A 26,717-nucleotide genomic window follows, 5' to 3' on the forward strand; every position below is an offset into this window, starting at 1 on the left:
TTAGAAAAATATTGGGTTTTAAATATATATTTATATAGGAACGTGTTAAGGCCATTGTGATTTTAATGATTATATTAAATATATCTGACATGATTAAAAGTGTAAAAAACATTGCTGGTAATATAAGCAATCAAGCAGTAAATTGTTTTTTAATTTATACAGAAATATAAAAAGGATAAATTTTCACCACTTTGACATAATAAAACTGATACGAAAGATGTACCAATTCCGTGGGAAAGACTACATCTATAATTGCAGAATGTTTATGTTTTGAAAATTTTAGAAGGAAGTGGTTAGATGAAGATAGAGGCATATTTTGATAGCATAAAAACAGCAAAAGAAACTGTTGAAAAGCTTAGAGGAGAAGGATTTAAGGGAGCTTTTGTTGATATAAATGAGCATAATAATGATGCATACTCACAGAGAGGAATGGTAGGGTCAGATGAATTGCCGACTTTATCATCAGCAGTTTTAGGTGAAGATGGTGGTAATTCACCTTTAGCAGCAGCAAGTCCAATGGTCAGTGGTATGGGAGGGTTTCATGAAATAGCAAATATAAACTGTAAGGTAGTAGTTGAAGTAGATGGCAACAACGAAGAGAATGCAAGAAACTTAATAAAAAGTATGGGCGGAACTACTAAGGATCTTAACACTGGAAGAATACCTGGTGGACTTGATAATATAAATGAGGATTCATTGATTTTAAAAAACTTGGAGGATTAAGAATTGGAAGAGATAGTGTAAGTATACTGTCTCTTCTTTTTTTCGGAAGTGTTCAAGTTAAACACAACTTTAATTTTAAATAGAGTTATTAACAATAAATTGTAATTATAATATTGACAATATCGATACACGATAATATAATTAAAGTATAAATATCGATACACGATATTAGGTAGGTGATTAAAATGGCAAGAGAACAATTTCAAAATTTAACGGAACCAATGTATTATATATTGATATCACTTCTAGAAGAAAGATGTGGTGTAGATATAATGCAGGCTGTAGAGGAAATATCAAAGGAAAGAGTGAGAGTTGGACCAGGAACCTTATATACTCTTTTGGGTAAATTTGAAAAAGAGAATATGATTAGAGAAACGGAAGTACAGGGAAGAAAGAGAAGTTATATAATAACTGACAAAGGAAAAGAAATATTGTTGGAGGAATATAGGAGATTAATTACTATGGTGAGTGACGGAGAAATTTATATGGGGGATAAGGTATAATGGAAATAAATACAAAGATAAAGGTTTTTAACTTTTTTCCTTACGAGTGTGAAGCTGCAGAAGAATATCTCAATGATATGGCAAGAAACGGATGGATACTAAAGTCTATGAAAGGTCCGATATTGATTTTTAAAAGATATAAATCAAACACTGTTAGGTATACAGTTGATGTACTCCACAAAGTCTCTGAATATGATTGCAAAGATAGTAATGAGGTTTTAGAGTATAGAGATTACTGTGAGGCAGCGGGCTGGAAGTTTGTAGGGCAGAAAGGGACGGTTCAGATATTTTATACGGAAGATTCTCAAAATACTTTGGAGATACACACTGATGAAAAAGAGAAATTTAAATCAGTATTTAAAGCATCACTGTATAATGCATTAGGGCAAGTAGCTTTAATTGGAATGTGGCTTTTCTTTATATATATGCAATTGTTTGCAAGTAGTACTGATTATACTCTTTCCAGTAATTTGAACGTTTTGACTATAGTTACATTTATATCTCTAATAATAATATTTAGTATAGAAGTAGTAAGTTTTGTAATCTGGGCAGTTAAAACTAATCATAATTTAAAAATAAGCAAGTCTATGAAGTATAATAACTATAGGCAAATACGCATAAAAAGGTCATTGCCTCTTGCATGTGTCTTAATAATGTTTGTAGGTATGATTTATGATACCAGTGAAATATCCGTTATTACTATGTTAATAATGATTTCTATACCAATAATAGTAGCGCTTATAATTAGACTTTTTATAAATAAAAAAAGATATTCAAAGAAGGTCAATATAGCTATAACTGTTTTGGGACTTTTGATTTCAACTTTTTTTGTTATGACAGTCATAGGTGGGGCGATTGGTAGAACAATCATAAATAGGCATATTAATAAGTCAGACAATATTACTGAGTTGTCATTGAGTGACTTTGGATATAAAGAGGCTGCTAATGCGAATCCATATACTAGTTTTAATGAGAGCATTTTAGCTAAGAAATCAGTGTATTTTAGTGAAGATAAAGAGCACAATTTAAGCTATACAATTTTTGAAAGTAAATACCCTATGATAGTTGATTTTAATGCTGACAGACTAGTGAAAATGCTTAATAAAATTAAGTTTAATGTAAGAGAATACAAATCAAAGCTACCTAATGATGTAAAGGTTTATGAGTACAATGAGTCAAAGTGTTTTATATTAGTATCAAAGAATAAGATGATTGATACTAGAAATAACTTCAAGGATATGGATGATGATAAGTTCTTAAATATAGTTTATGATAAGCTTTTTAAAGAATAGATAGACTATGGATATTTGTATATAATAATAATTGAGAGATAAAAACACAGTTTCTGTTGGTAGTCAGAGCCTACGTATATTGTTATTAGATATTTATGCGTAGCAGTAACCTGCCCTCCTGGGGTTGTCCGTTCTCTTTAATAATAAATTACAGGAGGATTTAATTATGGACTCTATAATTAAATTGACAATTCTTTTTAACGAGCCATTCTGGGTTGGTATTTTTGAAGCCATGGATGGTTATGAGCTTAAGGTGTGCAAGGTTACCTTTGGTGCTGAACCAAGAGATGAAGAAGTTCATGAATTTATATTGATGAATTTTTACAGATTAAATTTCAGTGGTTCAGTAAGATTAGAGAAAACAGAGCTTGCACTAAAGAAAAAAAATCCTAAAAGGCTTCAAAGAAGTATAAAAAAAGAGATTAGTGCAAAAGAAATTGGAACAAAAGCTCAAATAGCAATGAAATTGCAGCATGACCAATTAAAGCAAGAACGTAAAGAGAAAACCAAAGAGCAAAAGCTTCAAGAAGAGGAAAGAAAGTTTAATATAAGGCAGAGGAAAAAGCTCGATAAGCATAAAGGCCATTAAACTTTTTTTATTCTTTAACAAATTCTTTATAATACTGTTCAAAAGTTTTAATATATGTTATTATATTAAAGCACTTTATTACCCATGCAGTTGCATAACGGGAAAGAAAACACCTACTTAGCGGTAGGTGTTTTCTTTATAAGTAACTGTTTTATAAAAAAAGTTCTAATAATTAAGCCTATTTTATCTATTCATCACATCTTGCGAACTGCTGAAAATTAGTGAAAAATCAGATTTTCGAAGCCAGCCCTTAGAGTTGAAGTCAGTATTTAATGGTAAAGATACGAAATACCATATTTGATTATTTACTTCAGCTTCCTCAAGAATTCTAACTTGAAGTTTTTGCGTTATCTTATTTATAATAGGACCTTTTTCTAAAGGCGAAAGCATCAAAAAAACTCCTTCAAGAGTAACACCGTTAGAGGTTGTAGTACTTAAGTATCTTATTGAAATATTAGTAAGACTGGAGTTTAGAGAATTATACTTTTCCCTTAGTGACTTATGTTGATTGGAAAGTAGTAAATACTGTTGCCTAGAAAAACCAAGTTTTCTATCGAAATATAAATACATGCAGGCAATAACTAAAATTAATAAGAATATTATTATCAGTTTCAAAGATTCCACTCCCACAAAAGAAATATCATTAGAGTATATTAATATTTTTTCTGAAAAATGTGGAAAATCTATAATACTATTAATACAGTTACAAAATATTAATTAAATTACTTAAGATCTTAAGTAAATTTTTACGCTATGCATGTATAAAAGACATAGATATATTATCCTTCACTATGAATAGGTTAAGTTTTCGTATTGAAGCTCTATACAACTAAACTTAAAACTTTTCCTATTGAGTCATGAATGACTAAATTAGCTTTGCTATCTGCGGAAGTAGTACTCTTATTTATTAATACTAAGTTTTTACCACTAAAATAGTTTATAAGTCCAGCAGCTGGATAAACAACAAGAGAAGTTCCGCCTATTATTAGAGTATCTGCCGCTGCTATAGCTTTAACTGCTCCATTGATGATATCCTCATCTAGACCTTCTTCGTATAAAACTACATCTGGTTTAACTTTTCCTCCACATTTAGTGCAGGTTGGAATACCTTCTGATTGTAAGATAAACTTTTCATCATAAAAAGCATGGCATTTAGTACAATAATTTCTTAATACTGATCCATGAAGCTCGAAAACATTTTTAGAACCAGCGGCTTGATGAAGCCCATCTATATTTTGAGTGACAATCGCCTTAAGTTTGCCCATCTCTTCTAGCTTTGCTAAGGCTAAGTGTCCAGCATTAGGTTTCGCATTAGGGTATATTAATTTATCCTTATAGAAACTGTAAAAGTCTTCAGGATATCTTATAAAAAAGGTATGGGATACTAGTTGTTCAGGCGTGAAAGTCATGTTTAATTTCTCGTTGAAAAGTCCATTAGAACTTCTGAAATCAGGTATACCGGATTCAGTACTCATGCCAGCACCACCAAAAAATACAATGTTATTAGAATTATCTATGATTTCTTTTAGCTTATCTAAATTCATGAAAATCACCTCCTTAAAATTATATCACAAGTATTGAAGTATTATTAATTTATCTGTTATTATTAATTAGAGTGTATGGGTTACATAATGTTTGTGAAAATTACCTTTTGTATATTGGATATGTTTACCGAAGGGATACTTTGGTGAGATTCAAATTATATTTATTTAGGAATCGTAAGGGTGTTATTGGAGTTTAATCTATAAAAAATAAAAATATGATTCAGTTTAGCTGAGTTTCATTATATATTGAAAGATAAAATATATTTCAGGGGGAAGAAGCCTTGCATTTGAACAGAATTTTAACAACTGCTGCTTTGGCTGTATGTGTAATAACAGGATCGCTTTTTTATTATAATAAAAATGTACAAGCTCAAAAATCAAAGGAAGCGTTTAGTGCTTTAAAAGATGATTATTTAAATCAACGTATCGACTATAAATTGCTTAGTACTAAAATTAATGATTTAGAAAAGACAGGCTCCTATAAAGCAGATAATAGTGAAATTAAAAGTTTAGAAACAATTGAAAAGCAAAGAAGCGAATTTAAGAATATAGAGGAACAGTTTGCAAAAAAGAATTATAACTATGTTTTACCGTCAATAGCAAGTTTAGAAAAGCAAATTGAGGATAAGATACTTAAAAATAAGCTATTGGAGCTTAAAGGTGCCGTAGAAGATTCGGTTTCAGATGATTTAAATCAATATATAACTGATTCTAAATATGATGAGGGATTGAAGCTTTTAGAAGAAAATAAAGAATACTTGCCTAAGGATTTTTTAGATAGCAATAAAAAGCTTATTGAAGCTGCACAGTTAAAGGAACAAGAAGAAAAGAAGCAGTTAGAAGCGAATAGAAAGGAAGCAGAAGAAAAAGCAAAGAAAACTGTTAGTCCTGCTATTGCTGCATATCTTAATGGATATAAACCTAATCCTGATAAAGAAAATGTTGTGAAGAACTATTCAAGTAGATCTAAGTTTTTAGTTTGGGTGGATCTTCAAAACCAGAAAACAAATGTATTTGTAGGTAGTAAGGGTGATTGGAAGATTATAAAAGAACTAGATTGTTCTACTGGTGCAGAAGGAAGTGAAACTCCAAAGGGAATATTTAAGGTTTCTGCAAGAGGTGACTGGTTCTATAATGCAAGCATAAATGAAGGAGCAAAAAACTGGGTTCAATTCTTTGGCAATTACCTTTTCCACTCTTGGCCCATGGACAAGAATGAAAATATTACAGACTATACTTTAGGTAAACCTGTATCACATGGATGTGTAAGGTTAAGCTTGGAAAATTCTAAATGGATATTTAATAATATACCTGGTGGCACTACAGTTTATGTTAATTAGTGTAATATTGAAAAATTATATATAAAATAGCTACATAATTTAAAAGATATTTTAAGAAGTCTATTACAGCATTTATAAAAGCTAGTAATAGACTTTTTTACTGTATATGAAGTAAAAAATATTTGAGTTAACCAAACCTAGTTACTTGAATAGTTTTAGAAATTTTTATTGTTTAGTAGTTAACTCTTAATAAATAATATATGAATCTTAAGAAATTTGTAAGGAAGTTGTAATAAAAGGTAATGTAATACTATGATATAATGGTGGTAAATTTTAACTTATATTGCAATAATATTTATATATTATAAGAAAGTAGGGGGATTATGAAAAAAAGAGTAAGTAAGATATCTATTCTTATCCTAGCGATTGCGTTAATGATGCCTTTGATTCTTTTCAAAGGTGAAGTTGTTAAGGCAGATACTAAGAAAGATATATCTGTAAAAACTAAAGTAGGCTTTAATGATAAGTATAAGGTTGGTTATTTCACACCTGTAACTATATCAATAAAAAATGATTATAAAGATATACAAGGAACTGTTGAAGTGAAAGTTCCTACATCAGAGAATAAGTATGATAGTTATATGAAGAATCTGAGTATTCAAAAAGGAACAGAAAAGGTTGTTACAATAAATGTTCCTGTAAAACAAGCATTCTTAAAATATGAGATATCAATAAAAGATGGTAGTGAGGAAGTATATAGTGAGGAGATAAAGGTTGGTAGCGCTAATAATCAAACCGTAAAGTTTGTAGGAATTTTAAGTGATGATTTTGATAGTTTAACATATCTCAATAAGTTTCCTGCACCTAAAGGCGTTACTGTATCAACGGAATTAATAAAACTTGATGAAAAGGAGTTTCCGGACTATCTTCGAGTGCTCCAATCTTTTGATGTAATAATAATCAATAACTTTGATAGTTCTAAACTATCCAAAGAAGCTTATGAAAGTCTAAAAAGTTGGGTGAAGTTAGGTGGAACACTGTTAGTTGGTACTGGTACTAATTATAATAAGACCCTAAGTATATTTAAAGATGATTTCATAAAAGGTAAACCTGGTGAAATTATAAATGTGAATACCTCAAAGATATATAATGTAGCAACTAATGGTGATAATAATAACTCAGTTTCAGTAGAGAATTTAAATATACAGATAGATGGAAGTAGCACAAATATACAAGAAGGAAATACAAAATTACTTCAAACCCTCAAGATAGGTTCTGGATACGTAGCTATTGCAGGCTTTGATTTTGGACTTAAACCTTTTGTGGGTTGGGCTAATAATAGCGCTTTCGGAGAGAAGATTTTTGGTATGATAAATCCTAATTTTGTTGTTAGTGATAAGTTTGATAACAGCTACAGGAACGGATATTTCTCTGTAAGTGGATTAGTAAGTAGCTTGATGGATAAAAAGGCAAATATAAATATATATCTAGCGGTACTTATAATTTATATAGTTTTAGTAGCACCTATAACTTATTTTATACTTAAAAAATTAGATAAAAGAGAACTTATGTGGATAACGGTGCCATGTATGGCTATAGTTTTTGGTGTTGTAATCTACTTTTTAGGAAGCGGAACAAGATTAAGTGAAGTAGTAACAAATAATGCTAACATAATAAGTTTAGATTCCAAAGGAGTCGCTACTAAGAACACTTATGTCGGGATATTCACACCGAAGAAAATGAATGTTGAAGTATCAAGTAAAGAAGGTAAAAGACTAGAATCGCTTGATAATCCAAATTATAATGGTGATGCTGAGAACGCTAAAAGAAATGAAGTTGATACAGTAATAAGAGAGGATAAAGGTAGCCTAGAATTTAAGAATAAAAGTGTACTTGCAAGTAGAACTTTGAGTATACCTTCTACTACTATTAATCTAGGAAAGATAGAAAGCAATATATCCCTAGATGGAGATAACATAAAAGGAAGTATTAAGAATTCAACTTTATATGACTTTGAATATTGCTATGTGATAACACCTAAAACTTATTATATACTTGGTCCTGTTAAAAAGGGACAAAGTGTAAATGTAGATAAGAAATCTGGTGATTATGTTGGGGATGTAAATCAGCTAACTTATGACAAAAAAATTTATAATTTAAACACTGCTAATGCTAGTGAAGAAGATAGGTTTAATGCTGATTTACTTAGAATGTCATATTCTCAATCAATGCAACCAACTAGAGTTAAAGACATATCAGTTGTAGCTATAACTAAAGATACGATATCAAAGCCTCTTATAGTAAACGGCAAAGACTCTGTAGTTAAAGATAGAACAATAATAAGAATGCCGATAGTGCTTAACTTTAGGAGTGGAGATACAATGCAGTATCCGCAAGGATTTGTAGAGCACAGAATATTAAATGCTTCTAATGTAAACTATGACCCATATGGGGATGTGTTCTATAATACGGGAACTCCAGAGATTATATATAATATAGATAAAAATATAATTGTGTCAGAATTAAAATTATATCTAGAGTCAATCAATGGTAAGGTAGGAAGTTATAATGCAACTTTAGAGATATATGATTATAAGCAAGATAAGTATGTGAGCAAAACTGGAGACAGTTTTAATAGTGATGAAATAAAGAAATATTTGAATGGAGATAACGAGCTGAAGATTAAATTAACTATAGGCAATAATGGAGAACCAGTTCAAGTACCAGAGATATCTGTAAAAGGGAAGGTGAAATAATGCTAGAGATAAAAGATCTTTACAAAACATATGGAAAGTTTCAAGCTGTAAGAGGTCTAAATCTTGAGATTTCCAAAGGAGAGATATTTGGGTTTGTAGGACCTAATGGTGCTGGAAAAACAACTACTATGAGGATAATATGTGGTCTATTAGATGCAACTTCAGGAAAAGTTATGGTAGATGGAATAAATGCACTAAAGGATACAAGACTTTTAAAGAGTAAAATAGGATATATGCCTGACTTCTTTGGTGTATATGATGATCTTAAGGTTACAGAGTACCTGGAATTTTATGCATCCATATACAACATAACTGGGACTGAGAGCAAGAAGATCTGTATGGACTTATTGGAACTAGTAGATCTTGTAGATAAGAAAGATTTTTATGTAGACAATTTATCCAGAGGTATGAAGCAAAGACTTTGCTTAGCTAGAAGTTTAGTGCATAACCCAGAACTTTTAGTATTAGATGAACCAGCTTCGGGTATGGATCCTAGAGCGAGAATAGAGATGAAGGAGATACTTAGAACCTTAAAGGGAATGGGAAAAACAATATTAGTGAGTTCTCATATACTTCCGGAGTTGGCTGAACTTTGTACCTCTATTGGCATAATTGAAAGAGGACAAGTGGTTGTAAGTGGTACTGTTGATGAAATAATGAAAAAGATATACCATACTCAAACCATAAAAATTAAGGTTTTAGAAAAAGCTGAAGAGACTTTAAGAATACTTAAGGAGTATCCAGATTTAGATAATATAAACCCTGTTGGAGATAATATAATAGAAGCTTCTTTTAAAGGCGATGAAAGGTATATGAATGAATTACTAGTGAGATTAATAAATAGTAAGATTCCTGTTGTATCTTTCAATCAGCTTGATGGAAACCTTGAGGATATTTTTATGAAAGTAACTGCTACTTTGGAGGAGTAATGATGAAGATGAATATTAATAAAAGCAGTTTTAGAATAAATCCAGTATTACTTAAAGAATTAAAGGTCAAAATGAGAGGATGGAGAGCACCTATATTAATAGGTGTATACAATCTGGTATTAACACTATTAACAATACTGTTTCTCAAAATGATTATGGGGCAAGGAGTTATGAATGCAGAGCAAATATTTATAACATACGGGTTTATGGCAGCTGCTCAGTTTGGACTTATAAGCTTAATTGCTCCAGCATTGACTGCAGGCGCAATATCTGGAGAGAGAGAGAGGCAAACCTTAGATATACTTCTATCTACTACTTTAAAACATAGATCTATAATCTTAGGAAAACTATTTGCATCCTTAAGTCATATAATACTTCTTATATTAAGTTCAATACCAATATTCTCAATAATTTTTCTGTTTGGAGGAATTGGTATAACTGAATTACTACAGACCTTCTTATTTTATATTGTACTAGCAATAACTTTAGGAAGTATAGGGCTTTTCTTTTCAACCTTTATAAAGAAGAGCACCGCAGCAAACGTATTATCCTATGCATTTATTGTATTCTTGTTCATAGGAACATTACTCATAACTGTGTTCTACGTTCAGATAGTGATTCATCCCTCTATGTTAAATAAAGCATATAATGAAACCTTTTGGCTTATGTACTTGAACCCAGCAGCATCGTTTATTGCACTTTTAATAAATCAGTTTGGAGTAAGCGGACAATCGATCTTTCCTGGATTCTATATATCGGGAGGCAGCAATAATATGTGGGTTATCAATATAGTTATAGATTTAGTGCTATCAGTATTATTACTTACAGCATGCTCATATAAACTAAATCCAGCAAGAAGAAAGTTTTCTATAGATAAAAAGTATGATGAGCTTCATAAGGATGATATTAGTGAAGATAAGGATAAATAAGTACTTTAATAAAAATTATAGGAGGTGCCATGTTGGATAGTCCATATAAAGAGATAATAGCTAGACTAAAAAAGGTGAAAAAAAGAATTTATGTGCAAAAGTTTCTAAGGAACTTTTCTAGTGCTCTTGCTATCTCTACTATACTAATAATTGTGGTAGCATTAGTTTCAAGGCTTATACCTATATATGGAGTTTATTTCATATGGCTTCCTTCCATATATTCCGTAGCATTAGTAGCTTCTGTAGTTTCCACTATTGTATTCATGCCAAAGTTGAAAAAGGTTAGTGAGATAGTTGATTCCTTTGGACTAAATCAGAGGGTATCAACAGCTCTTGAACTTATGGATGAAGAAAATATATACAAAAGGGTTCAAGCTGAAGATGCTTTAGTGAAATTTAATAACTTAGATTACGCTAAACATATAAGACTAATACCTTCAAAAGGGATACTTAGAACGCTTATAGGAGCTATGGTGATATTTTCTCTTACATTTTTTATACCAGATACATTAAAGGATGAGGCAAATAGACTTCATGCACTTAATGTAGAAAAGAAAGAAGAAGTGAAAAAGATAGAAAATGCTAAGAAGGAGATAAGTGAAAATAAGAAGCTGACGGAGCAAGAGAAGAAGGAACTTATAGCGAAGACAGAGGAATTAAAGAAGGATATAAAACTAGCAAAAAATGATAAGGAAATAGATAAAGCTAAAGAAAAGCTGGCAAAAAAACTAGATATAGATAAGAACAAAGCGTTAGACAAGGATTTAAATAAACTAGCAGAAGGACTTAAAAAGAATGATGCTACAAAAGATCTAGCAGATGCCATAAAGAATAATGATGATAAAAAACTTCAAAGCCAATTAGATAAGCTTAAAAATGATATGAAGAACATGGATAGTAAGCAAAAAGAGGCACTTAAAAATAGTCTTTCAAGTACATCAGCATCTTTAAGCAGTAGCGATCTTAAAAGTAGCTTAGGTGAACTTTCAGATTCACTATCATCAGGTGATGAAGCCGCAATAAATAAAGCTGTAAGTTCGGTTAGTAACTCCCTAGCTAAGGCTTCATCGCAAAGAAATAAAAATCAAGCACTAGCTTCACTTCAGAAAGATTTAGGAAATGAAGATCAACAGCTAGCTGAAGCTAAGGATCAAAATTCTCAAGGTCAAGGAAGTGGCTCTGGAAACGGCAGTGGTAGTGGAAACGGTAGCGGAGATGGAAGTGGTTCTGGAAGTGGATCAGGATCAGGAGGAAATGGAACAGGTGGCGGAGGAAGTGGAGCTGGAAGTGGAACTTCTAACGGATCTAATGATGTAAATCCTTATTCTGGTGGAGGAGTAGGAAATAAGCCTCCAGGTACTTCGAAAGAGAAGGAATATGAAAAAGTATTTACTCCAAGCAGACTTGGAGGAGATGGGAAAACATCTTCTTTAAGTGGTAAGTCTGGAACCAGTGGAAATAGTGAGAGCGAAATAACAGATAAATCTAATGCTACTCTAGGAGAACTAAAACCTTATGATCAAGTTGTAGGTGAATACAGTAAAGAAGCTATGGAAAATATGGAAAACTATGAGGTCCCTGACGGTATGACAGAGATAATAAAGGGGTATTTTTCATCATTACAACAGTAGATATCTTTTCATCTTTAAAACCGTTAAAGTAAATTAAGGCATTTGTAGAGATAAAATAATAAGGAGAATAACATGAGTATAAATGAAGAAAGCGTAAAAAGTATAATACAAAAGATAGAGAAAGTGGAAAATGAAATTGGCAAAGCTATAATAGGGCAAAAAGATATAGTTAGACAAGTTTTAATAGCTATATTTACTGGTGGAAACGTGCTTCTTGAAGGATCGCCTGGTCTTGGAAAAACTCAGCTAGTAAAAACTCTATCAAAGGTTTTAGATTTACCATTTTCAAGAATACAATTTACACCTGACCTAATGCCTGCTGATGTGGTTGGTACAAATATTATTATTAAAGATAGCAAAGGAAATAGTGCTTTTCAATTTCAAAAAGGGCCAATTTTCTCTAACTTAGTGTTGGCGGATGAAATAAATAGAGCAACACCAAAAACTCAGTCTGCACTTCTTGAGGCAATGCAGGAGCATACAGTTACAGTAGGAAGCTCCACCTATACTCTTTCTGAACCTTTTATGGTTTTAGCAACTCAAAATCCTATAGAAAATGAAGGAACTTATCCTCTTCCAGAAGCACAATTAGATAGATTTTTGTTTAAGTTAAATGTTCCTTTCCCAAATTTAGAAGAACTTAAAAGCATAATAGGAGTTACTATAAATAATGAGGCTGAGGAGCTAGGAAAGATGATGGCTGGTGAAGAAATATTAGAAGTGAGAAAACTTTTAAAAGAAGTGCCAATTTCTAAAGCAGTAGAAGAATATGCTTTAAAGATAGTTCTTTCCACCCATCCAGACTATGAAAACTCTCCTGAAATATCAAAAAAGTATATAAGATATGGTGCCAGCCCTAGAGCTGCACAAGCGATAATCTCAACATCTAGAGTAAGAGCTATTATGGAAGGTCGATTTAATATATCCTTTGAAGATATAAAATACGTTGCTTATCCAGCACTTAGACATCGTTTTTTCATGAATTTTGATGCAGTAGCTGATGGTATTACAGCTGAAAATATAATTTCAGAAATATTAGAAAGTCAATTAAAATAAGGGCGTGTTTAGATGAGTGATAAGGTATTTAATGGTGATTTCTTTAAAAACCTTGAAAATATATCTCTTAAAGCTAGAATGACCATAAATAATGGAGCAGCTGGAGGAAGACGATCTAAAGCAAAGGGAAGTTCTGTAGAATTTTCTGATTTCAGAGAGTATACTCCAGGAGATGATTTTAGAAGAGTAGACTGGAATGCTTATGGAAGATTTGAAAAGCTTTTTTTAAAGTTGTTTATGGAAGAGAGAGAAGCGTATATAAATATTTTTATTGATTGCAGTAAGTCTATGGATTTTGGAGAAGAGAGCAAGGCCAAAATGGCTCAAAGACTCTCTGCTGTATTTACATACTTAGCTATAAATAATTTAGATAGAGTATGTATTAACAAGATATCTGGTAATAGCTTAATACCATCTACTTCTTTTATGGGAAAAGGATCTTTTCAGCAAGCACTGAGTTTTATAGAAAATGCTGATTTTAGTGGGAGTACGAATCTTTGGGAAGCTATAAAAAAGAAACCACTTAAACCTAGAGCAGTAGCTGTGGTGATATCTGATTTCTTTACTAAAGGCTCAATTGAGAGTTTAGTAAAGTATTTTGCTTTTAATAAACAGCAAATAATATTTATTCAAATCCTCACAGAGGAAGAACTTAATCCTAAGATTGATGGACAAGTGAGACTTGTTGATAGTGAAACCATGGAGGAGATAAATATAACTATTACTCCAAAACTCATGAAGGCATATGAGTTGAAACTAAAATCATTGACTAATGGAATAAAAGAACAGTTAAAAAGATATGGGGGAAGCCTTGTTCAAGTATCTTCTGAGGAAGATCTACAAAAGGTAGTGTTTGAAAAACTTAGTAAGGAGGGAATCATATGAAGCTTTATTCACAAATGTCTTTATGGTTTCTTCTTCTTATACCTATATTAATTTTAATGTATATATTAAAGCAAAAATATGAAGAAAAAGAGATATCAAGTCTTTTTTTATGGCAACAAGTCTTAGCTGAAACAGAAGCTTCTACACCCTTTGAGAAGTTTAGGAATAATCTATTATTTTTTCTTCAGCTTTTAACTTTACTGTTAGCTATTTTTGCACTTGCAAGTCCTTTTGTAAATATAGGAAGTAAGAATTTTGAGAATGTGATTATAGTTATCGACAATAGTGGAAGTATGAGTGCTTTAGGTGAAAAAAATACTAGACTTGAGGAAGCTGAAAAAAAAGCAGAAGATATGGTTAAAGGATTATCTTCAGATAGCAGAATTACATTGGTTTCTGCGTCAAAGAACAGCAAGGTTGAGCTTAGTGCTTCTACTGATAGAAAAGAAGTTATAAATAAGATTAAAACTATTAAACCTACTAATAGTGCAGGTGATATAAATGATACATACTCACTTATAAAGTCAATATGCAATAGCTATAATAGCTACAAGGTAGTGTATTATACCGATTCTGATGTTAATTTAAAAGAGATAAATGGTGAAGTTGTCAGTCTATCAATACCGAAAGAAAATGTAAGTTTGGATTATATATCTCAAAGTAAAGATAATGATTATTTAAAGGTTATGGTGAGGGTTACTAATCATGGTAATGAAACTAATTCTGAAATCTTGTTATATGGTGAAGAGAAGCTTTTAGATATAAAGAATGTTGATATAAAAAGTGGGGAAACAAAGACTATTTACTTTGATAAGGTTCAGACTAAAGACAGATTCCTAAAGTGTGAGCTATCACAAAAGGATGCACTAGATGAGGACAATGTTATTTATTCTATAGTGAAACAAAAAGATGGCTCCAAGGTTCTAATGTCTTCTAACCAGAATGTGTTTCTTGAAAAGGCTATATCAACAATAAAAGATATAGAATTATTTAAAACTAATCCTGGAGAGTCTATAGAGGGGGATTATGATTTATATATTTTTGATGGTAAACTTCCAGAGTCCTTACCTAAAAAGGGAAATATATTGATAATTAATCCAGAGAAAAACAATGATTATTTCAATGTCTCATCGGAAAGAGACGGAGGAAAAGGAAATGTAGTATCCCATGTAGTGACCAAGTATATGGATAAGAGTAGCTTTGTAGTTTCCAAGGTGAAGAATATAGAAGTTCCTTCTTGGGGATCCACTATAATAAAGGTTGGAAATAACAATGCAGCGTTTTGCGGGGAAGTTAAAGGGCAAAAGGTTGGTGCAATAGCATTTGATCTGCATAACAGTGATATGCCGTTAACTCCAGAATTCCCTATATTTATAAATAACTTAATGTCTTACATGCTAAACAGGGATACTGTATCTGGAACCCAGTATTATACTGGTGAAAATATAGAAGTAATACCACAACCAGAAGCAAATAAGATATGGATGAAGCCTCCATATAGTGACAATATTGATCTTGGAACGAAATATCCTCTGAAGCCTTTTGATGAAGCGTATAAAACTGGTATATATGAGATTCATCAGAAGATAGATAAGAATGAGCAGACTAAGCTCATAGCCGTGAATTTTCCAACCTCTGAAAGTGATACTTCTAAAAATATTGCTTCTAAAAACCCACAGAAGGGTGGAGGTGAACTTTCCAAAAGTGGCATTAATTTGACTAATATTCTGCTAGCACTTGCGCTTTTAGTGTTACTTATAGAATGGTTTGCTTATGTACGAATCCACGGAAGATAGTGTTTTGATCAATATAAAGGAAGAGGAGGACAGTTATGGGGTTTAGTTTTATAAGACCATATCTTCTACTATTTATTCCAATTCTAATAGGAATTATAATATTTTTATCAAAGTATGCAGTTAGAATAAATAAATCAAAAAGAAAATGGGCTGTGATTTTAAGAAGTATTGTTATTACTTTAATAATGTTATCTATATGTGGCACTAGCTTTTACTGGAAATTAAATAATAATACAACTATATTTTTAATTGATAATTCTGACTCGGTAAATGCAGATAAAGTTTCTTTTGAAACATTTGTGAAAGATGCCGTAAAAGAAAAATCATCTAAGGACCAGATTGGAGTGCTTTCTTTTGGAGGAAATACTCAAGTAGAAAGTTTTATTTCTAAGGAATCGAATTTTTCAAGAATTGATGGTAATGTGGATAAAAATTATACAGATATTGAAAGTGCTTTAGCATCAGCCATCGCCTTATTTCCAAGTAATTCGAATAAAAGAATTGTATTACTTTCAGATGGAGATGAAAATCAAGGTGATTTAAATAAAATAATGCCATCTATAAAGCAGCAGGGGATAGAACTTGAATACTACAAAAAAGAGAAAGATAAATCAGAAGAAATAGCTGTTCAAAGTATCTCTGTGCCTGAAAAACTAGTATTAGATGAAGAATTTAATCTGTCAGTTAATATACAAAGCACTACAGATACTAATGCAAAATTATCGTTATTTAATGGTAGAGAAAAGGTTGGAGAGCAAAGCGTTCATTTAACTAAGGGTATAAATAAATATGTATTTAGGGATAAAGCCACTACTGGAGGCTTCAAGGGATATAAAGTAACGGTAGAAGCAGATAAAGACAAGGAGCTAAAAAATAACGAAGCATCAGCCTTTACCATGATTACTTCAAAACCTAAGATTCTTATAATAGATGGTGGTGAAAATGAGGCTGGTGAACTTACTAAGATGCTTACAGCATCTTCACTAGATTTCACTGTAGTAAATGCAAAGTCAGCTCCAAGAAGTCTTCAGGAGATGACAACTTACAAGAGTATAATAACCTGTAATGTATCAGCTGATGATCTCAATGAAGGGTTTATGAATTCCTTAGAAAGTTATGTAAAAGACTTTGGAGGGGGCTTTATAGCTACTGGTGGAGATAACTCTTTTGCTTTAGGGGGATATTCTAAGACCTCTCTTGAAAAGGTATTGCCAGTGTATATGGACATGAGAGGGAAAAAAGAAATTCCTAAAATGGCCATGATGCTGATAATTGATAAATCAGGAAGTATGACAGAAGGACTGGCTGGAGTAAGCAAGGTTGACATGGCAAAGGAAGCTGCTATTAGAAGTCTTGATTCCTTAAGAACAGGAAAAGATGAGATTGGAGTTCTTACCTTCGATGGAGAATATAGTTGGGCGGTAAAAAGAGGAGTTATAAATGATTCTAAAAAGATAGAGGATGATATAGGAAGTATACGTGCTGGAGGAGGCACTAGTATACTTCCAGCACTTGAGGCTGGTTATAAATCATTAAAAGAAAGCGATGCAAAAATAAAACATATAATTCTTTTGACAGATGGGCAAGCAGAAAGAACAGGATATGACAATTTGTTAAAGGATATAAATAAGGATAATATAACTGTTTCAACAGTAGCAGTAGGAAGAGATGCAGATAAGAATCTTCTTAAAGGTATTGCAGACTTTTGTGGAGGTAGATCCTATGTTACTGATGAGTACACTAATATACCTAGAATATTTTCAAAAGAAACCTTTATGGCTGCAAGAATGTACCTAAATAATAGAGAATTTACACCTAAGATAAGTACTGAGCACAGTATCATAAGTGGAGTAGCTGATGGAGGGCTACCATCTCTTTTAGGGTACATAGGTTCATCTCAAAAAGAAACTGCGAGAATGATATTGAAGAGTGATGAAGATGATCCGATTTTGACAGTTTGGCAGTATGGACTTGGAAAAGCGGTAGCTTGGAATTCAGATATATCAGGTAAGTGGAGTGCAAACTATATAGGATGGGGAAAAAACTTAAAGTTATGGCAGAACATAATTAATTTTTCTATAGAGAATTATAATGATGAAGATGTATCTATGGAAGTGAGTAATGATGGCAATGGAGCAAAGGTTGTCTTAAAAGATAAGAAGAATCAAGGCGAAGTTGATACCACTGCAACTATTGTTAATCCTCAAGGTGAAAGTAAAGATATAAAGTTATATCCTACAGCTCCAGGAGAATACACCGGAAACTTTCAGACAAAAGAAGATGGAGTATATATGATAAGCGCAAAGCAAAGCAAAAGTGGAGAAACCTTAAGTTCGGTAAACTCAGGATACGCTAGGCAGTATTCTCCAGAATATAAGATAAGAGAAGAGGGCAATAAAACTGATAAAATCATTACTGAAAATGGAGGGAAGATAATAAAAACCTCCGAAGAAGTTTTTAGTACTGAAATTATAAAGAAAAAAGGCCAAAGAGATTTAAGTGTATTTTTACTAGCACTAGCACTAATAATTTTGATGTTTGATATTGCTTTAAGAAGGTTGAATTTGAATTTATCTAAGATTAAGTTGTTTATAGATAAGTTATTTAAAGCTTTAACTTCAAATAGGATTAAGTTTAACAAAACTAACAAGTTAAAAAACTTAGGTTCAGTAGTTGCTGGTAGTGATAAAGATACTGATCTAAAGGAGATGAGTGTAAATAAAAGCACTCATAAGAATAATAGGAGTAATATTGATGGAGCAAACAAACCTGAAACTTATAATAATGAATTCATTGACTTAAATCCTCCAAAAGCTAGTGAGGTCAAGAAAGTTCTAGAAGATAATAAAGAGAAGATAGATGAGAACAAATCTTCAACTTTAAATACCTCGCAACTGTTAAAAAATAAAAGATTTAAAAAATAGATTATATGTAATAATTCAAACAATAGAAATGGTAAGAGTAATAAACTAATGGCCATCATAGAAACAACTTCTATGATGGCTGGTTTATTATATAGATCAATATTTAGTTTTTATTATATTTTTTATGTTATTGACAAAATATGAGCAGATGTGTATAATTTATAAATGTGAGTTATGGCTCGATAGCTCAGTCGGTAGAGCAGAGGACTGAAAATCCTCGTGTCGCTGGTTCGATTCCTGCTCGAGCCACCAAACCTTTAATAACTAAAGTTATTAAAGGTTTTTTTGTATAGAAAGATATAAAATTTTTATGTCCATTAAACCTAGGTATTTCAATATGATTAGAAGCTTTTTATGATTATATAGTAAGAAATAAAACTTATTCACCTGTCTATTTTTCTACAAATACATTATTTTAACTAAATCTTAATATTACTTTAAGTTTTTTGAAAGAATTTCTTAATAAATTGGTATTATAATTAGAAGTAAGATATAAAACTTTTCATTATAACCTATAATTTATTAAGGAGTTGCTGTTATGTTAGATAAACTAAGTTTAACTGATAAAGAAAATGATTTGCTTGCAAAAGGGATAGCTATTGGTGCAGGTGTTGGTATAGTAGCGGGTGCACTATTAAATTATGTAACTTTAGGATTTGCAGCCGGCGGTGTTGTCGGAATATTAGTTTCATTGACTTACTCGTTTTATTTACGAGTGAGAAAAAAAGCTTTTATAGAAGGTAAACAGACATCTATCAAAAGATAATTTAACGACGTGCATACTTAATAGTTTAATAAGGAACTCTATAGGATAAAGACGTGGGATGTTATGAAAAGAGAATGAATAGTAAATTAGAAATGTATAATATGAGAATAAACTTAGTTTTAAGTTAAGAAGGACTGAATTGTTTGATATAATTCAGTCCTTTTATTTCTGTAAAGGAAAGTATAAAGTTTTTATATTGATTTAATCTAGATATTTCAATGTAGTTTATATGTTCTCTATCTGCCAATCGATAGGAGTTTTACCTGTAGACTCAAGAAACTTATTTGTCTTAGAAAAAGGTTTACTGCCAAAAAAGCCTCTTGAAGCAGATAATGGACTTGGATGTACTGACTTGATTATGTAGTGCCAACCATTTGTTATTAGCTTTTCCTTTGATATAGCATTGTTTCCCCAAAGTATAAATACTATAGGATCCTTTCTTTCATTTAATAAAGATATTATTTTATCAGTGAAAATCTCCCAACCAATACTCTTATGAGAGTTTGCTTCACTAGCCACTACAGTAAGAGATGTATTTAAGAGCAAAACTCCTTGATCCGCCCATTTTTTTAAGTATCCATTATTAGGTATGTAGCAACCTAGATCATCTTTTAATTCTTTGTACATATTTAGAAGTGATGGAGGGATTTTTACTCCAGGTTTCACAGAAAAGCTTAATCCATGAGCTTGATTAGGTCCGTGATAAGGGTCTTGGCCAAGTATAACTACCTTAACATCACTATAGGAAGTATAATGCAAAGCATTAAAGATATCATATTTATCTGGAAAGATTGTTTTCTTTTCATATTCGGAAACTAAAAATTTTCTCAATTTAAGGTAGTATTCCTTTTCGAATTCGTTCTTTAATAAACTATCCCATTCATTTTTAAAATTAACAGACATTAAGTTTTCACCTCATTTTATATAAAATTATTATGAGTCTAAATATACTAATGATTTTTAATAAATACAAATTTTAAAATAGGTTGAAATATGAACTTATTAAATAAGTATATTTATATTATTATATCAAATTTTCATAAAATAAATAAAAATAATATCTTACATATAACTTAAGGGCAGTATTAATAAAGAATATGAAAAAAAGGATGTTTGATTGTGATAATCTCATATTATATTTACTAGTTGGTAAAAATAAAATAGTTGAAGTGTATTTTACGGAAAAGATATAATTTATATTGAAATGTAAAAATTGTTAAGGGGGCTTTAAAATGGCAATCAAACCAAGGAAAGTAGCTATTGTAGGAACAGGTCTTGTAGGTTCAAGTTGTGCATTTAGTTTAGTAAACCAAGGTGTATGCGAAGAAGTACTAATGATAGACCTAAATGAAGAAAAAGCGCTAGGTGAAGCGATGGATTTAACTCATGCAGTTGAATATCTTCCTAAAAGAACAAAAATATATCAAGGAGGATATGATCAATGTGGGGATGCAGATGTAGTAATAATAACAGCAGGGGCGCCACCTAAGATAGGACAAAGTAGAATAGATACCCTAGAGATTAGTGCTAAGATATGTAATAGCATTGTTGAACCAATAATGAAGTCTGGATTTGATGGGTTTTTCATAATAGTATCTAATCCTGTAGATATTATAACTTATCATGTTTGGAAGATATCAGGATTACCAAGAAACAAAGTTATGGGAACAGGTACTTCTGTAGATAGTGCTAGACTTAAGACGATGATTTCTGAATACTTGGATGTAGATCCAAGATCAGTGCAAGGATATGCTATGGGAGAGCACGGAGATGCTCAAATGATACCATGGTCACATGTTTATGTTGGCGGTAAACCATTCCTAAAAATAATGGAAGATCATCCGGATACTTATGGCAAATTAAATTTAGATGAAATTGAATATAGAGTTTCCCAAGAAGGTTGGGCAGTTTTTAATAGAAAAGGTGGAAGTACCTATTATGGTATATCTTCTGCTGCGGTAGGGATAATAAAATCAATATTATTTGATGAACACAGTATAATACCGGTATCAGCAATATTAGATGGTGAATATGGTGAATACAATGTTGCATCTGGAGTACCAGCCATTATTAATGCTGAAGGTGTAAAAGATATAGTACAAATAAATATGACAGAGCAAGAAAAGTTGAAATTTAAGAAAGCTAATGAATCTTTAAGAGGATATATTGCAAGATTAGGACATTAGAATATATCGGTATTGTTTAAATGGGGCTGTTGCACTAAATAATTAGTGCACAGCTCTTTTTGCATAATTCTTACTGGATTTATAAGTGTAAAGCTCATTATAAAAATTAATTCCTATTAATATAAGATATTGTGGTGTAGACTAGTTTTTTATGGAGGAGTTAGATTTAATTGACACCATATTAGATGGAGATAAAAAATAACTTGAGATATTGTTTTTCGGATATTAATACTAGTTTAAATTGGGTCGATAAAATAAGATTTTATAGTGGATTTTGTTATAGATGGCAAAGTGCAATGAATATAAAGTTTGTAACATGTAATAAAATGTCGTAATATAGGTTATATTGGAAAAATTATCATAATATTTACTAGATATGATACACTTCAGATTACTTATTGAAAGGAGTCGATTTGAAAAATTAGATATTATATTTTAGTCTTTTACAAGTTATAGTAGATAACTAATTTATACTTAATGATAACGGTTTAATGGGAAACTAGGAGGGGAAGATTTGAAAGACAATAAAATTAGGTTAATTTCAAGATTAATATGTTTTTTATTTATTTTTAATACTATAGTTATATCAATTCCAGAAAAAGTGGTGCATGCAGCTACTGTTACTTCAAAAACAGTTCTTCAGGATCAGGAGATAATGCTAACATCAGCTGATTTAGGATATGAAAGATTTGATGCAGTCTGTTTTGAATCTTTACCTGAGAGTGGAGGCGAATTAGCTTTAACCAACAGTAGTATTGATATTAGAGCAGGTGATTATTTTACGGAGAACCGAATACATAATGGGGAAGTGAGGTTTAAAGGACTTAAGACAGGTACCTACAGTTTTAATGTAAGATGGGGAATTATAGATTATTATTATAGAAATTTTATACCTTATACAGAACCAGTAAAGGTTACAATAGAAGTAATAAATAAAGCACCTACAAATCTTAGAATTTCCAATACTAACGCGCCAGCAGGTTATGAAGGAGTTAGAATAGCGAATCTGTCAGCTGATGATCCATATGATACAGAATCTTTTAGTATTGTTGAAGATTCATCAGATTTATTTGAGGCTACTACAGTTGATGGAAGTAAAGGGTTAGGAAATCTAAAGTTTAAAGAAGGAAAGACACTAAGTGTTGGACAAACAGCTACGGTAACCGTTCGTGCTAGTGATAAAGCTCAAAATTATATAGATAACACCTTTACTATTACAGGTGTTCAGCCAGAAGTGATGCATGCTACATCAAGGCAGCGTATTGATTTTAAATATACCGGTGATAAAGTTGATAAGATAGATAAGTATATGAATAATGATCAAAATAAAGGTGGCATAGGTTATAAAAATTCATTTCAATATGAATCCTACTGGCCATTGGAAGAGAGAATACAGCGAGATGGTGGTATATATAGTGGTGATACACTAGGTTATTATGCTTCAGGTCCTGGCGGGATCGATACCTTTGCAATAGGTAATAAATATTATGTTGTAGAATTAACAGATACAAGATCAACTAATGCAGATCTTAAAAGTCTTGCTTTAGGTAATAATATTAGTTTGTCGCCAGAATTCACACCAGAAAACACAAGTTATAAAGCAACTGTGCCCTATAATATCGTAGGTATTGCTGTTTATCCTACAGTATCAGACGACAAGAGCAATATAAAGATAGATGGTAAGGATAAAAATGAGTATGTAGATTACTATGCTGATTTAAAGGTAGGGACAAATAATGTAAATATTGAAGTTACTTCAGAAAATGGAACTAAGAAAAATTATACTATCGAAATAACAAGGAAGGAATCTGATAATGCTTATTTAAGAAACATAGTGGTAGATAACTATAATTTATCTCCGAACTTTAATAGAGAGATAAGTGAATATACAGTTAATGTACCTAGTTCAATTTATTATTTAGAGTATACACCATATTTAGAAGATTTTCATTCAGTTATGAAGATAAACGGTTATGAAACCTATGGTTATAATTCAAAGCAAGGGGTATTCTTTAGTGGACAGTCAGAGACTGTTAATATAAATATAACTGCACCTGATGGTACTGTAAGAGAGTATAAAATATTATTTCAGGTAATTTCTTTGCCTAAGCATAAAGTAACCTTTGTGTCTAACGGAGATACAGATGTACCAGTTCAAAATATAGAAGTAGATCAAAGGGCAAATAAACCATTTGGTGTATACAAAGAAGGATATGATTTTGATAATTGGTACTCAGATGAAGCTTTGACTACTCCATTTGACTTTAATACTCCGATAACACAAGATATAACTCTTTATGGTAAGTGGAATAAGAAAACAGGTTTTAAAGTTGAAGCTTATGCAATGTTTGGCACTATAACTGGGAATAATGAGGTATATAGTTATGGTGATACTGCACAGTTAACAGCTGTTCCTAATAGAGGATATGCTTTTGATAGTTGGTTTGATATAAATGAGATGAAAGTTGTTACAAACCCTACATACAGTTTCAAGGTAACTAAGAATAATACCTTATATGCATATTTTACGGAACTCCCAACCTTTAATGTTAAGTTTATGTCAAGCAGAGATACGGAAATATCAACACAGAAAGTTCCACAAGGCGATAAGCTAGAAGAGATAACTAACATCGATAAAGAGGGATGTAATTTTGAAGGTTGGTACTTGGATGAAGGATATGCAGATAAGTTTGATATCAATTCACCAATAGTTAAGGATATGACTCTTTATGGCAAGTGGAGCAAAAAAACAGGATATAAGGTTAATATTTCTTCAGTAAATGGCAATGTAGATGGAAATATGGATAGTTATACTTATGGAGATTCTGTTAAGCTTTCTGCTATACCAAATAACGGATATGAATTTGTAAGTTGGGAAGAAAAGTATACTGGCACTATTATAAGTACGAATAATGTTTATAGTTTCAATATAACTTCAAATAGAGATATAATAGCAAACTTTAAGCAGAAAATGCCTAATGTATACACAGTTAAGTTTACGAACGAAAGTGGACAAATACTTTCAGTTCAACAAGTAACAGAAGGAGATAGTGCGGTTCCGCCACTAAGTCCATCTAAACCAGATAATGATTTTATAGGCTGGGATACTAGCTATACAAATGTTAAGTCTGATTTAACTATAAAACCATTATACAAATTAAGAAATGTAAAATATAGAATTAATGTGGAAAATGGAACTATATCTAGTGGTATCTTGGACTATAGTTTTGATTCTAAGGTAACAGTAAATGCTAACCAAGCACCTGAAGGAAAGAGCTTCTCATATTGGATGGTAAATGGTTTAATAGTGAGTTATGAACCTACTTATTCATTTGCAGTAACAGGAAATACAACGATTACTGCAGTATACTCAGAAACACCTATTAAGATGTTACCTACATTAACTGAAGATAAAGCTATTGTAAACAAAGACACAAAAAAGATATCCTTTATAAGCCAGGTTAATATCCCTACAGGATATACTATGGTAGAATGTGGACTTGTGTTGCTAAAATCTCAGACAGCACCATCGAGTTTAGATTTTAATACTTTAGGAGTTGTAAGAGCAAAATCAAGCTATCAAAATACTGGTGGACAGTATATGATGAATAAAACCAATGTAGCTTTAGGTGATACTTGGTATGCAAGGGCATATCTAATATATAAGGATAACCAAGGAAATGTGTACACTTTATATAGTAATATAGTATCTGCTACTATGGAGTAGTTAACTATATAGATGAACCACTTCGTAATAAAACTTATTATTTTTAAATTCTCTCACCAGAATCCGTGAGAGTTTTAAAAATAGATTGAGGTTCGAAGTGGTACATCTATAGATAAACCAGTTCCAAGTAGAATCTATATTTGATAATCCTATTACAATTAATAGCTAATAGAAACATAGCTTTGTTTTATTAGCTAGAACTGGATTATCTATAAGAGAAAGAATAAACTTATACGAAAATAAATATAAAGCACCTAAGATTCTATTTATACTGTGATATAAGTTCATAAACAATAATAAGGGAGCTGTACACTAACTAGTTAGTGTACAGCTTCCTCTTGCGTAAAAAAATAAATCCAGCATTCACAAGAGTGATGGATTTAACAAATTTATATTAGGCTTATTACCGACTTAGGGAAAATCAAGCTAAGCCACGACAGATTGTATGCTCTGAAATATGAAGAAAATGTTCAATTTGTACATAGATCAAGAAAAAAAACACCATTGTAGATATCTATTGAAATTATTGAGGAGTATCTTGATAAGCTAAAAGAATACATGCAAAAGTTACACATTTGCGGTAAAAGAAAGTATAAAATCTTTAATATTGGCTAAATTCAATAATTACAGGTGATTAGGATAAGTTTTTATTATAATATCCTCAATAAAATATGTTAAGTTTTCATATAAGGCTAAAGTTTCTTATATTAGTATGACCTGTATTTTTAAAAAATCCAATTAATTTATTGATTTGATGTATATAATATTGCAGCGTAATCCATAATAAACAAGGATAAGTTGATTTTTGATACATAAACATCACCAAGTGTATCAGTATAAGAAAAAAAGAGGATTATTGAGGAAAAGTTATGTAATAGTGATTAAAGGTTATTTACCCAACATTTAGCAAACTTATTAAGTATATGAGCATGGTATTATAAATCTCGTCGCTGAAACACGCAGCAGAAAACACGAAAGCTAAAACTTATAAATACAAAAAAGTTTTAAAAAAGTGTTGACAATAACATCTTGAAAATGTTAAGATGTAAAAGTCGCTGATGAGCGGTAACAAAAAAACTTGGTCTTTGAAAATTAAACAGAGAAGATAAACAAAGTCTAAATATAGACTTAAACTAAACCAGCAATTCTTTTGAAAAAAGACTTACTAAGTAAGTAAGCTATGATTAAACTTTAAATTGAG

19 protein-coding genes and 1 tRNA gene are annotated in these 26,717 nt (G+C 31.3%); 17 read left to right on the forward strand and 3 right to left on the reverse strand.

The window, feature by feature from the left end; all coding sequences use genetic code 11:
• Positions 1-297 precede the first annotated feature (297 nt).
• From JHL18_RS14330 to JHL18_RS14345, 4 genes are all read left to right on the forward strand, one after another.
• Positions 298-723 carry a hypothetical protein gene (locus JHL18_RS14330; RefSeq protein WP_200270352.1) on the forward strand — a complete coding sequence of 142 codons (426 nt, stop codon included), beginning with the start codon at positions 298-300 and terminating at the stop codon, positions 721-723.
• A gap of 185 nt (positions 724-908) precedes the next feature.
• Positions 909-1,226, forward strand: coding sequence for a PadR family transcriptional regulator (locus JHL18_RS14335; protein WP_200270355.1), 318 nt, complete (start codon positions 909-911; stop codon positions 1,224-1,226).
• The gene (locus tag JHL18_RS14340; RefSeq protein WP_200270357.1) at positions 1,226-2,518 is read left to right on the forward strand and encodes a DUF2812 domain-containing protein; all 1,293 of its coding nucleotides are present in this window, start codon (positions 1,226-1,228) and stop codon (positions 2,516-2,518) included. The genes JHL18_RS14335 and JHL18_RS14340 overlap by 1 nt, the downstream gene beginning before the upstream one ends.
• A gap of 166 nt (positions 2,519-2,684) precedes the next feature.
• Positions 2,685-3,107 (forward strand): YjdF family protein, encoded by a 423-nt coding sequence (locus tag JHL18_RS14345; protein WP_200270359.1) that lies wholly within the window; start codon positions 2,685-2,687, stop codon positions 3,105-3,107.
• A gap of 183 nt (positions 3,108-3,290) precedes the next feature.
• Here JHL18_RS14345 and JHL18_RS14350 read toward each other — a convergent pair whose 3' ends face one another.
• Positions 3,291-3,722, reverse strand: coding sequence for a hypothetical protein (locus JHL18_RS14350; RefSeq protein ID WP_200270361.1), 432 nt, complete (start codon positions 3,720-3,722; stop codon positions 3,291-3,293).
• Positions 3,723-3,928: 206 nt separating this feature from the next.
• A complete protein-coding gene (locus JHL18_RS14355; RefSeq protein ID WP_207753029.1) occupies positions 3,929-4,651 on the reverse strand; it encodes an NAD-dependent protein deacylase in 723 nt (240 codons plus the stop codon).
• A gap of 281 nt (positions 4,652-4,932) precedes the next feature.
• Between JHL18_RS14355 and JHL18_RS14360 the strand changes: the two genes are divergently transcribed.
• The 11 genes from JHL18_RS14360 (at position 4,933) to JHL18_RS14410 (ending at position 19,603) form a co-directional block, all read left to right on the forward strand.
• The gene (locus tag JHL18_RS14360; RefSeq protein WP_200270363.1) at positions 4,933-5,991 is read left to right on the forward strand and encodes a L,D-transpeptidase; all 1,059 of its coding nucleotides are present in this window, start codon (positions 4,933-4,935) and stop codon (positions 5,989-5,991) included.
• A 323-nt stretch (positions 5,992-6,314) separates the two neighbouring features.
• Positions 6,315-8,687, forward strand: coding sequence for a hypothetical protein (locus tag JHL18_RS14365; RefSeq protein WP_200270365.1), 2,373 nt, complete (start codon positions 6,315-6,317; stop codon positions 8,685-8,687).
• On the forward strand, positions 8,687-9,616 hold the full coding sequence (locus tag JHL18_RS14370; RefSeq protein WP_200270367.1) for an ABC transporter ATP-binding protein: 930 nt from the start codon (positions 8,687-8,689) through the stop codon (positions 9,614-9,616). The genes JHL18_RS14365 and JHL18_RS14370 overlap by 1 nt, the downstream gene beginning before the upstream one ends.
• Before the next feature lie 2 nt (positions 9,617-9,618).
• Positions 9,619-10,545 carry an ABC transporter permease gene (locus JHL18_RS14375; RefSeq protein WP_200270369.1) on the forward strand — a complete coding sequence of 309 codons (927 nt, stop codon included), beginning with the start codon at positions 9,619-9,621 and terminating at the stop codon, positions 10,543-10,545.
• A 32-nt stretch (positions 10,546-10,577) separates the two neighbouring features.
• Entirely contained in the window at positions 10,578-12,176 is a 1,599-nt protein-coding gene (locus tag JHL18_RS14380; protein WP_200270371.1) for a hypothetical protein, read from the forward strand.
• A 72-nt stretch (positions 12,177-12,248) separates the two neighbouring features.
• The gene (locus JHL18_RS14385) at positions 12,249-13,232 is read left to right on the forward strand and encodes an AAA family ATPase (RefSeq protein ID WP_200270373.1); all 984 of its coding nucleotides are present in this window, start codon (positions 12,249-12,251) and stop codon (positions 13,230-13,232) included.
• A gap of 12 nt (positions 13,233-13,244) precedes the next feature.
• Positions 13,245-14,117 (forward strand): DUF58 domain-containing protein, encoded by an 873-nt coding sequence (locus JHL18_RS14390; protein WP_200270375.1) that lies wholly within the window; start codon positions 13,245-13,247, stop codon positions 14,115-14,117.
• Positions 14,114-15,913 carry a vWA domain-containing protein gene (locus JHL18_RS14395; protein WP_200270377.1) on the forward strand — a complete coding sequence of 600 codons (1,800 nt, stop codon included), beginning with the start codon at positions 14,114-14,116 and terminating at the stop codon, positions 15,911-15,913. The genes JHL18_RS14390 and JHL18_RS14395 overlap by 4 nt, the downstream gene beginning before the upstream one ends.
• 35 nt (positions 15,914-15,948) lie before the next feature.
• Positions 15,949-18,837 carry a VWA domain-containing protein gene (locus JHL18_RS14400; protein WP_200270379.1) on the forward strand — a complete coding sequence of 963 codons (2,889 nt, stop codon included), beginning with the start codon at positions 15,949-15,951 and terminating at the stop codon, positions 18,835-18,837.
• 176 nt (positions 18,838-19,013) lie between these two features.
• Positions 19,014-19,089 (forward strand) — tRNA-Phe (locus JHL18_RS14405).
• Between the two features lie 286 nt (positions 19,090-19,375).
• Positions 19,376-19,603: a hypothetical protein gene (locus JHL18_RS14410; protein WP_200270381.1), complete on the forward strand. Its 228-nt coding sequence runs from the start codon at positions 19,376-19,378 to the stop codon at positions 19,601-19,603.
• Between the two features lie 225 nt (positions 19,604-19,828).
• Here JHL18_RS14410 and JHL18_RS14415 read toward each other — a convergent pair whose 3' ends face one another.
• Positions 19,829-20,506, reverse strand: coding sequence for a uracil-DNA glycosylase (locus JHL18_RS14415; protein ID WP_200270383.1), 678 nt, complete (start codon positions 20,504-20,506; stop codon positions 19,829-19,831).
• A 329-nt stretch (positions 20,507-20,835) separates the two neighbouring features.
• Here JHL18_RS14415 and JHL18_RS14420 point away from each other — a divergent pair, with 329 nt between their 5' ends.
• Positions 20,836-21,789 (forward strand): L-lactate dehydrogenase, encoded by a 954-nt coding sequence (locus JHL18_RS14420; protein WP_200270385.1) that lies wholly within the window; start codon positions 20,836-20,838, stop codon positions 21,787-21,789.
• Between the two features lie 514 nt (positions 21,790-22,303).
• Positions 22,304-25,516, forward strand: coding sequence for an InlB B-repeat-containing protein (locus JHL18_RS14425; RefSeq protein ID WP_200270387.1), 3,213 nt, complete (start codon positions 22,304-22,306; stop codon positions 25,514-25,516).
• Positions 25,517-26,717: the final 1,201 nt, after the last annotated feature.

The sequence above is a fragment of the Clostridium yunnanense genome, assembly GCF_016595795.1.
Taxonomy (GTDB): Bacteria; Bacillota; Clostridia; order Clostridiales; family Clostridiaceae; genus Clostridium_AR; species Clostridium_AR yunnanense.

What these genes read in the sequence shown, in the direction of transcription:
- JHL18_RS14330 (WP_200270352.1), top strand. Translation starts at nt 298, where the DNA reads ATGAAGATAGAGGCATATTTTGATAGCATAAAAACAGCAAAAGAAACT.
- JHL18_RS14335 (WP_200270355.1), top strand. Translation starts at nt 909, where the DNA reads ATGGCAAGAGAACAATTTCAAAATTTAACGGAACCAATGTATTATATA.
- JHL18_RS14340 (WP_200270357.1), top strand. Translation starts at nt 1,226, where the DNA reads ATGGAAATAAATACAAAGATAAAGGTTTTTAACTTTTTTCCTTACGAG.
- JHL18_RS14345 (WP_200270359.1), top strand. Translation starts at nt 2,685, where the DNA reads ATGGACTCTATAATTAAATTGACAATTCTTTTTAACGAGCCATTCTGG.
- JHL18_RS14355 (WP_207753029.1), bottom strand. Translation starts at nt 4,651, where the DNA reads ATGAATTTAGATAAGCTAAAAGAAATCATAGATAATTCTAATAACATT.
- JHL18_RS14365 (WP_200270365.1), top strand. Translation starts at nt 6,315, where the DNA reads ATGAAAAAAAGAGTAAGTAAGATATCTATTCTTATCCTAGCGATTGCG.
- JHL18_RS14370 (WP_200270367.1), top strand. Translation starts at nt 8,687, where the DNA reads ATGCTAGAGATAAAAGATCTTTACAAAACATATGGAAAGTTTCAAGCT.
- JHL18_RS14375 (WP_200270369.1), top strand. Translation starts at nt 9,619, where the DNA reads ATGAAGATGAATATTAATAAAAGCAGTTTTAGAATAAATCCAGTATTA.
- JHL18_RS14385 (WP_200270373.1), top strand. Translation starts at nt 12,249, where the DNA reads ATGAGTATAAATGAAGAAAGCGTAAAAAGTATAATACAAAAGATAGAG.
- JHL18_RS14390 (WP_200270375.1), top strand. Translation starts at nt 13,245, where the DNA reads ATGAGTGATAAGGTATTTAATGGTGATTTCTTTAAAAACCTTGAAAAT.
- JHL18_RS14395 (WP_200270377.1), top strand. Translation starts at nt 14,114, where the DNA reads ATGAAGCTTTATTCACAAATGTCTTTATGGTTTCTTCTTCTTATACCT.
- JHL18_RS14400 (WP_200270379.1), top strand. Translation starts at nt 15,949, where the DNA reads ATGGGGTTTAGTTTTATAAGACCATATCTTCTACTATTTATTCCAATT.
- JHL18_RS14410 (WP_200270381.1), top strand. Translation starts at nt 19,376, where the DNA reads ATGTTAGATAAACTAAGTTTAACTGATAAAGAAAATGATTTGCTTGCA.
- JHL18_RS14415 (WP_200270383.1), bottom strand. Translation starts at nt 20,506, where the DNA reads ATGTCTGTTAATTTTAAAAATGAATGGGATAGTTTATTAAAGAACGAA.
- JHL18_RS14420 (WP_200270385.1), top strand. Translation starts at nt 20,836, where the DNA reads ATGGCAATCAAACCAAGGAAAGTAGCTATTGTAGGAACAGGTCTTGTA.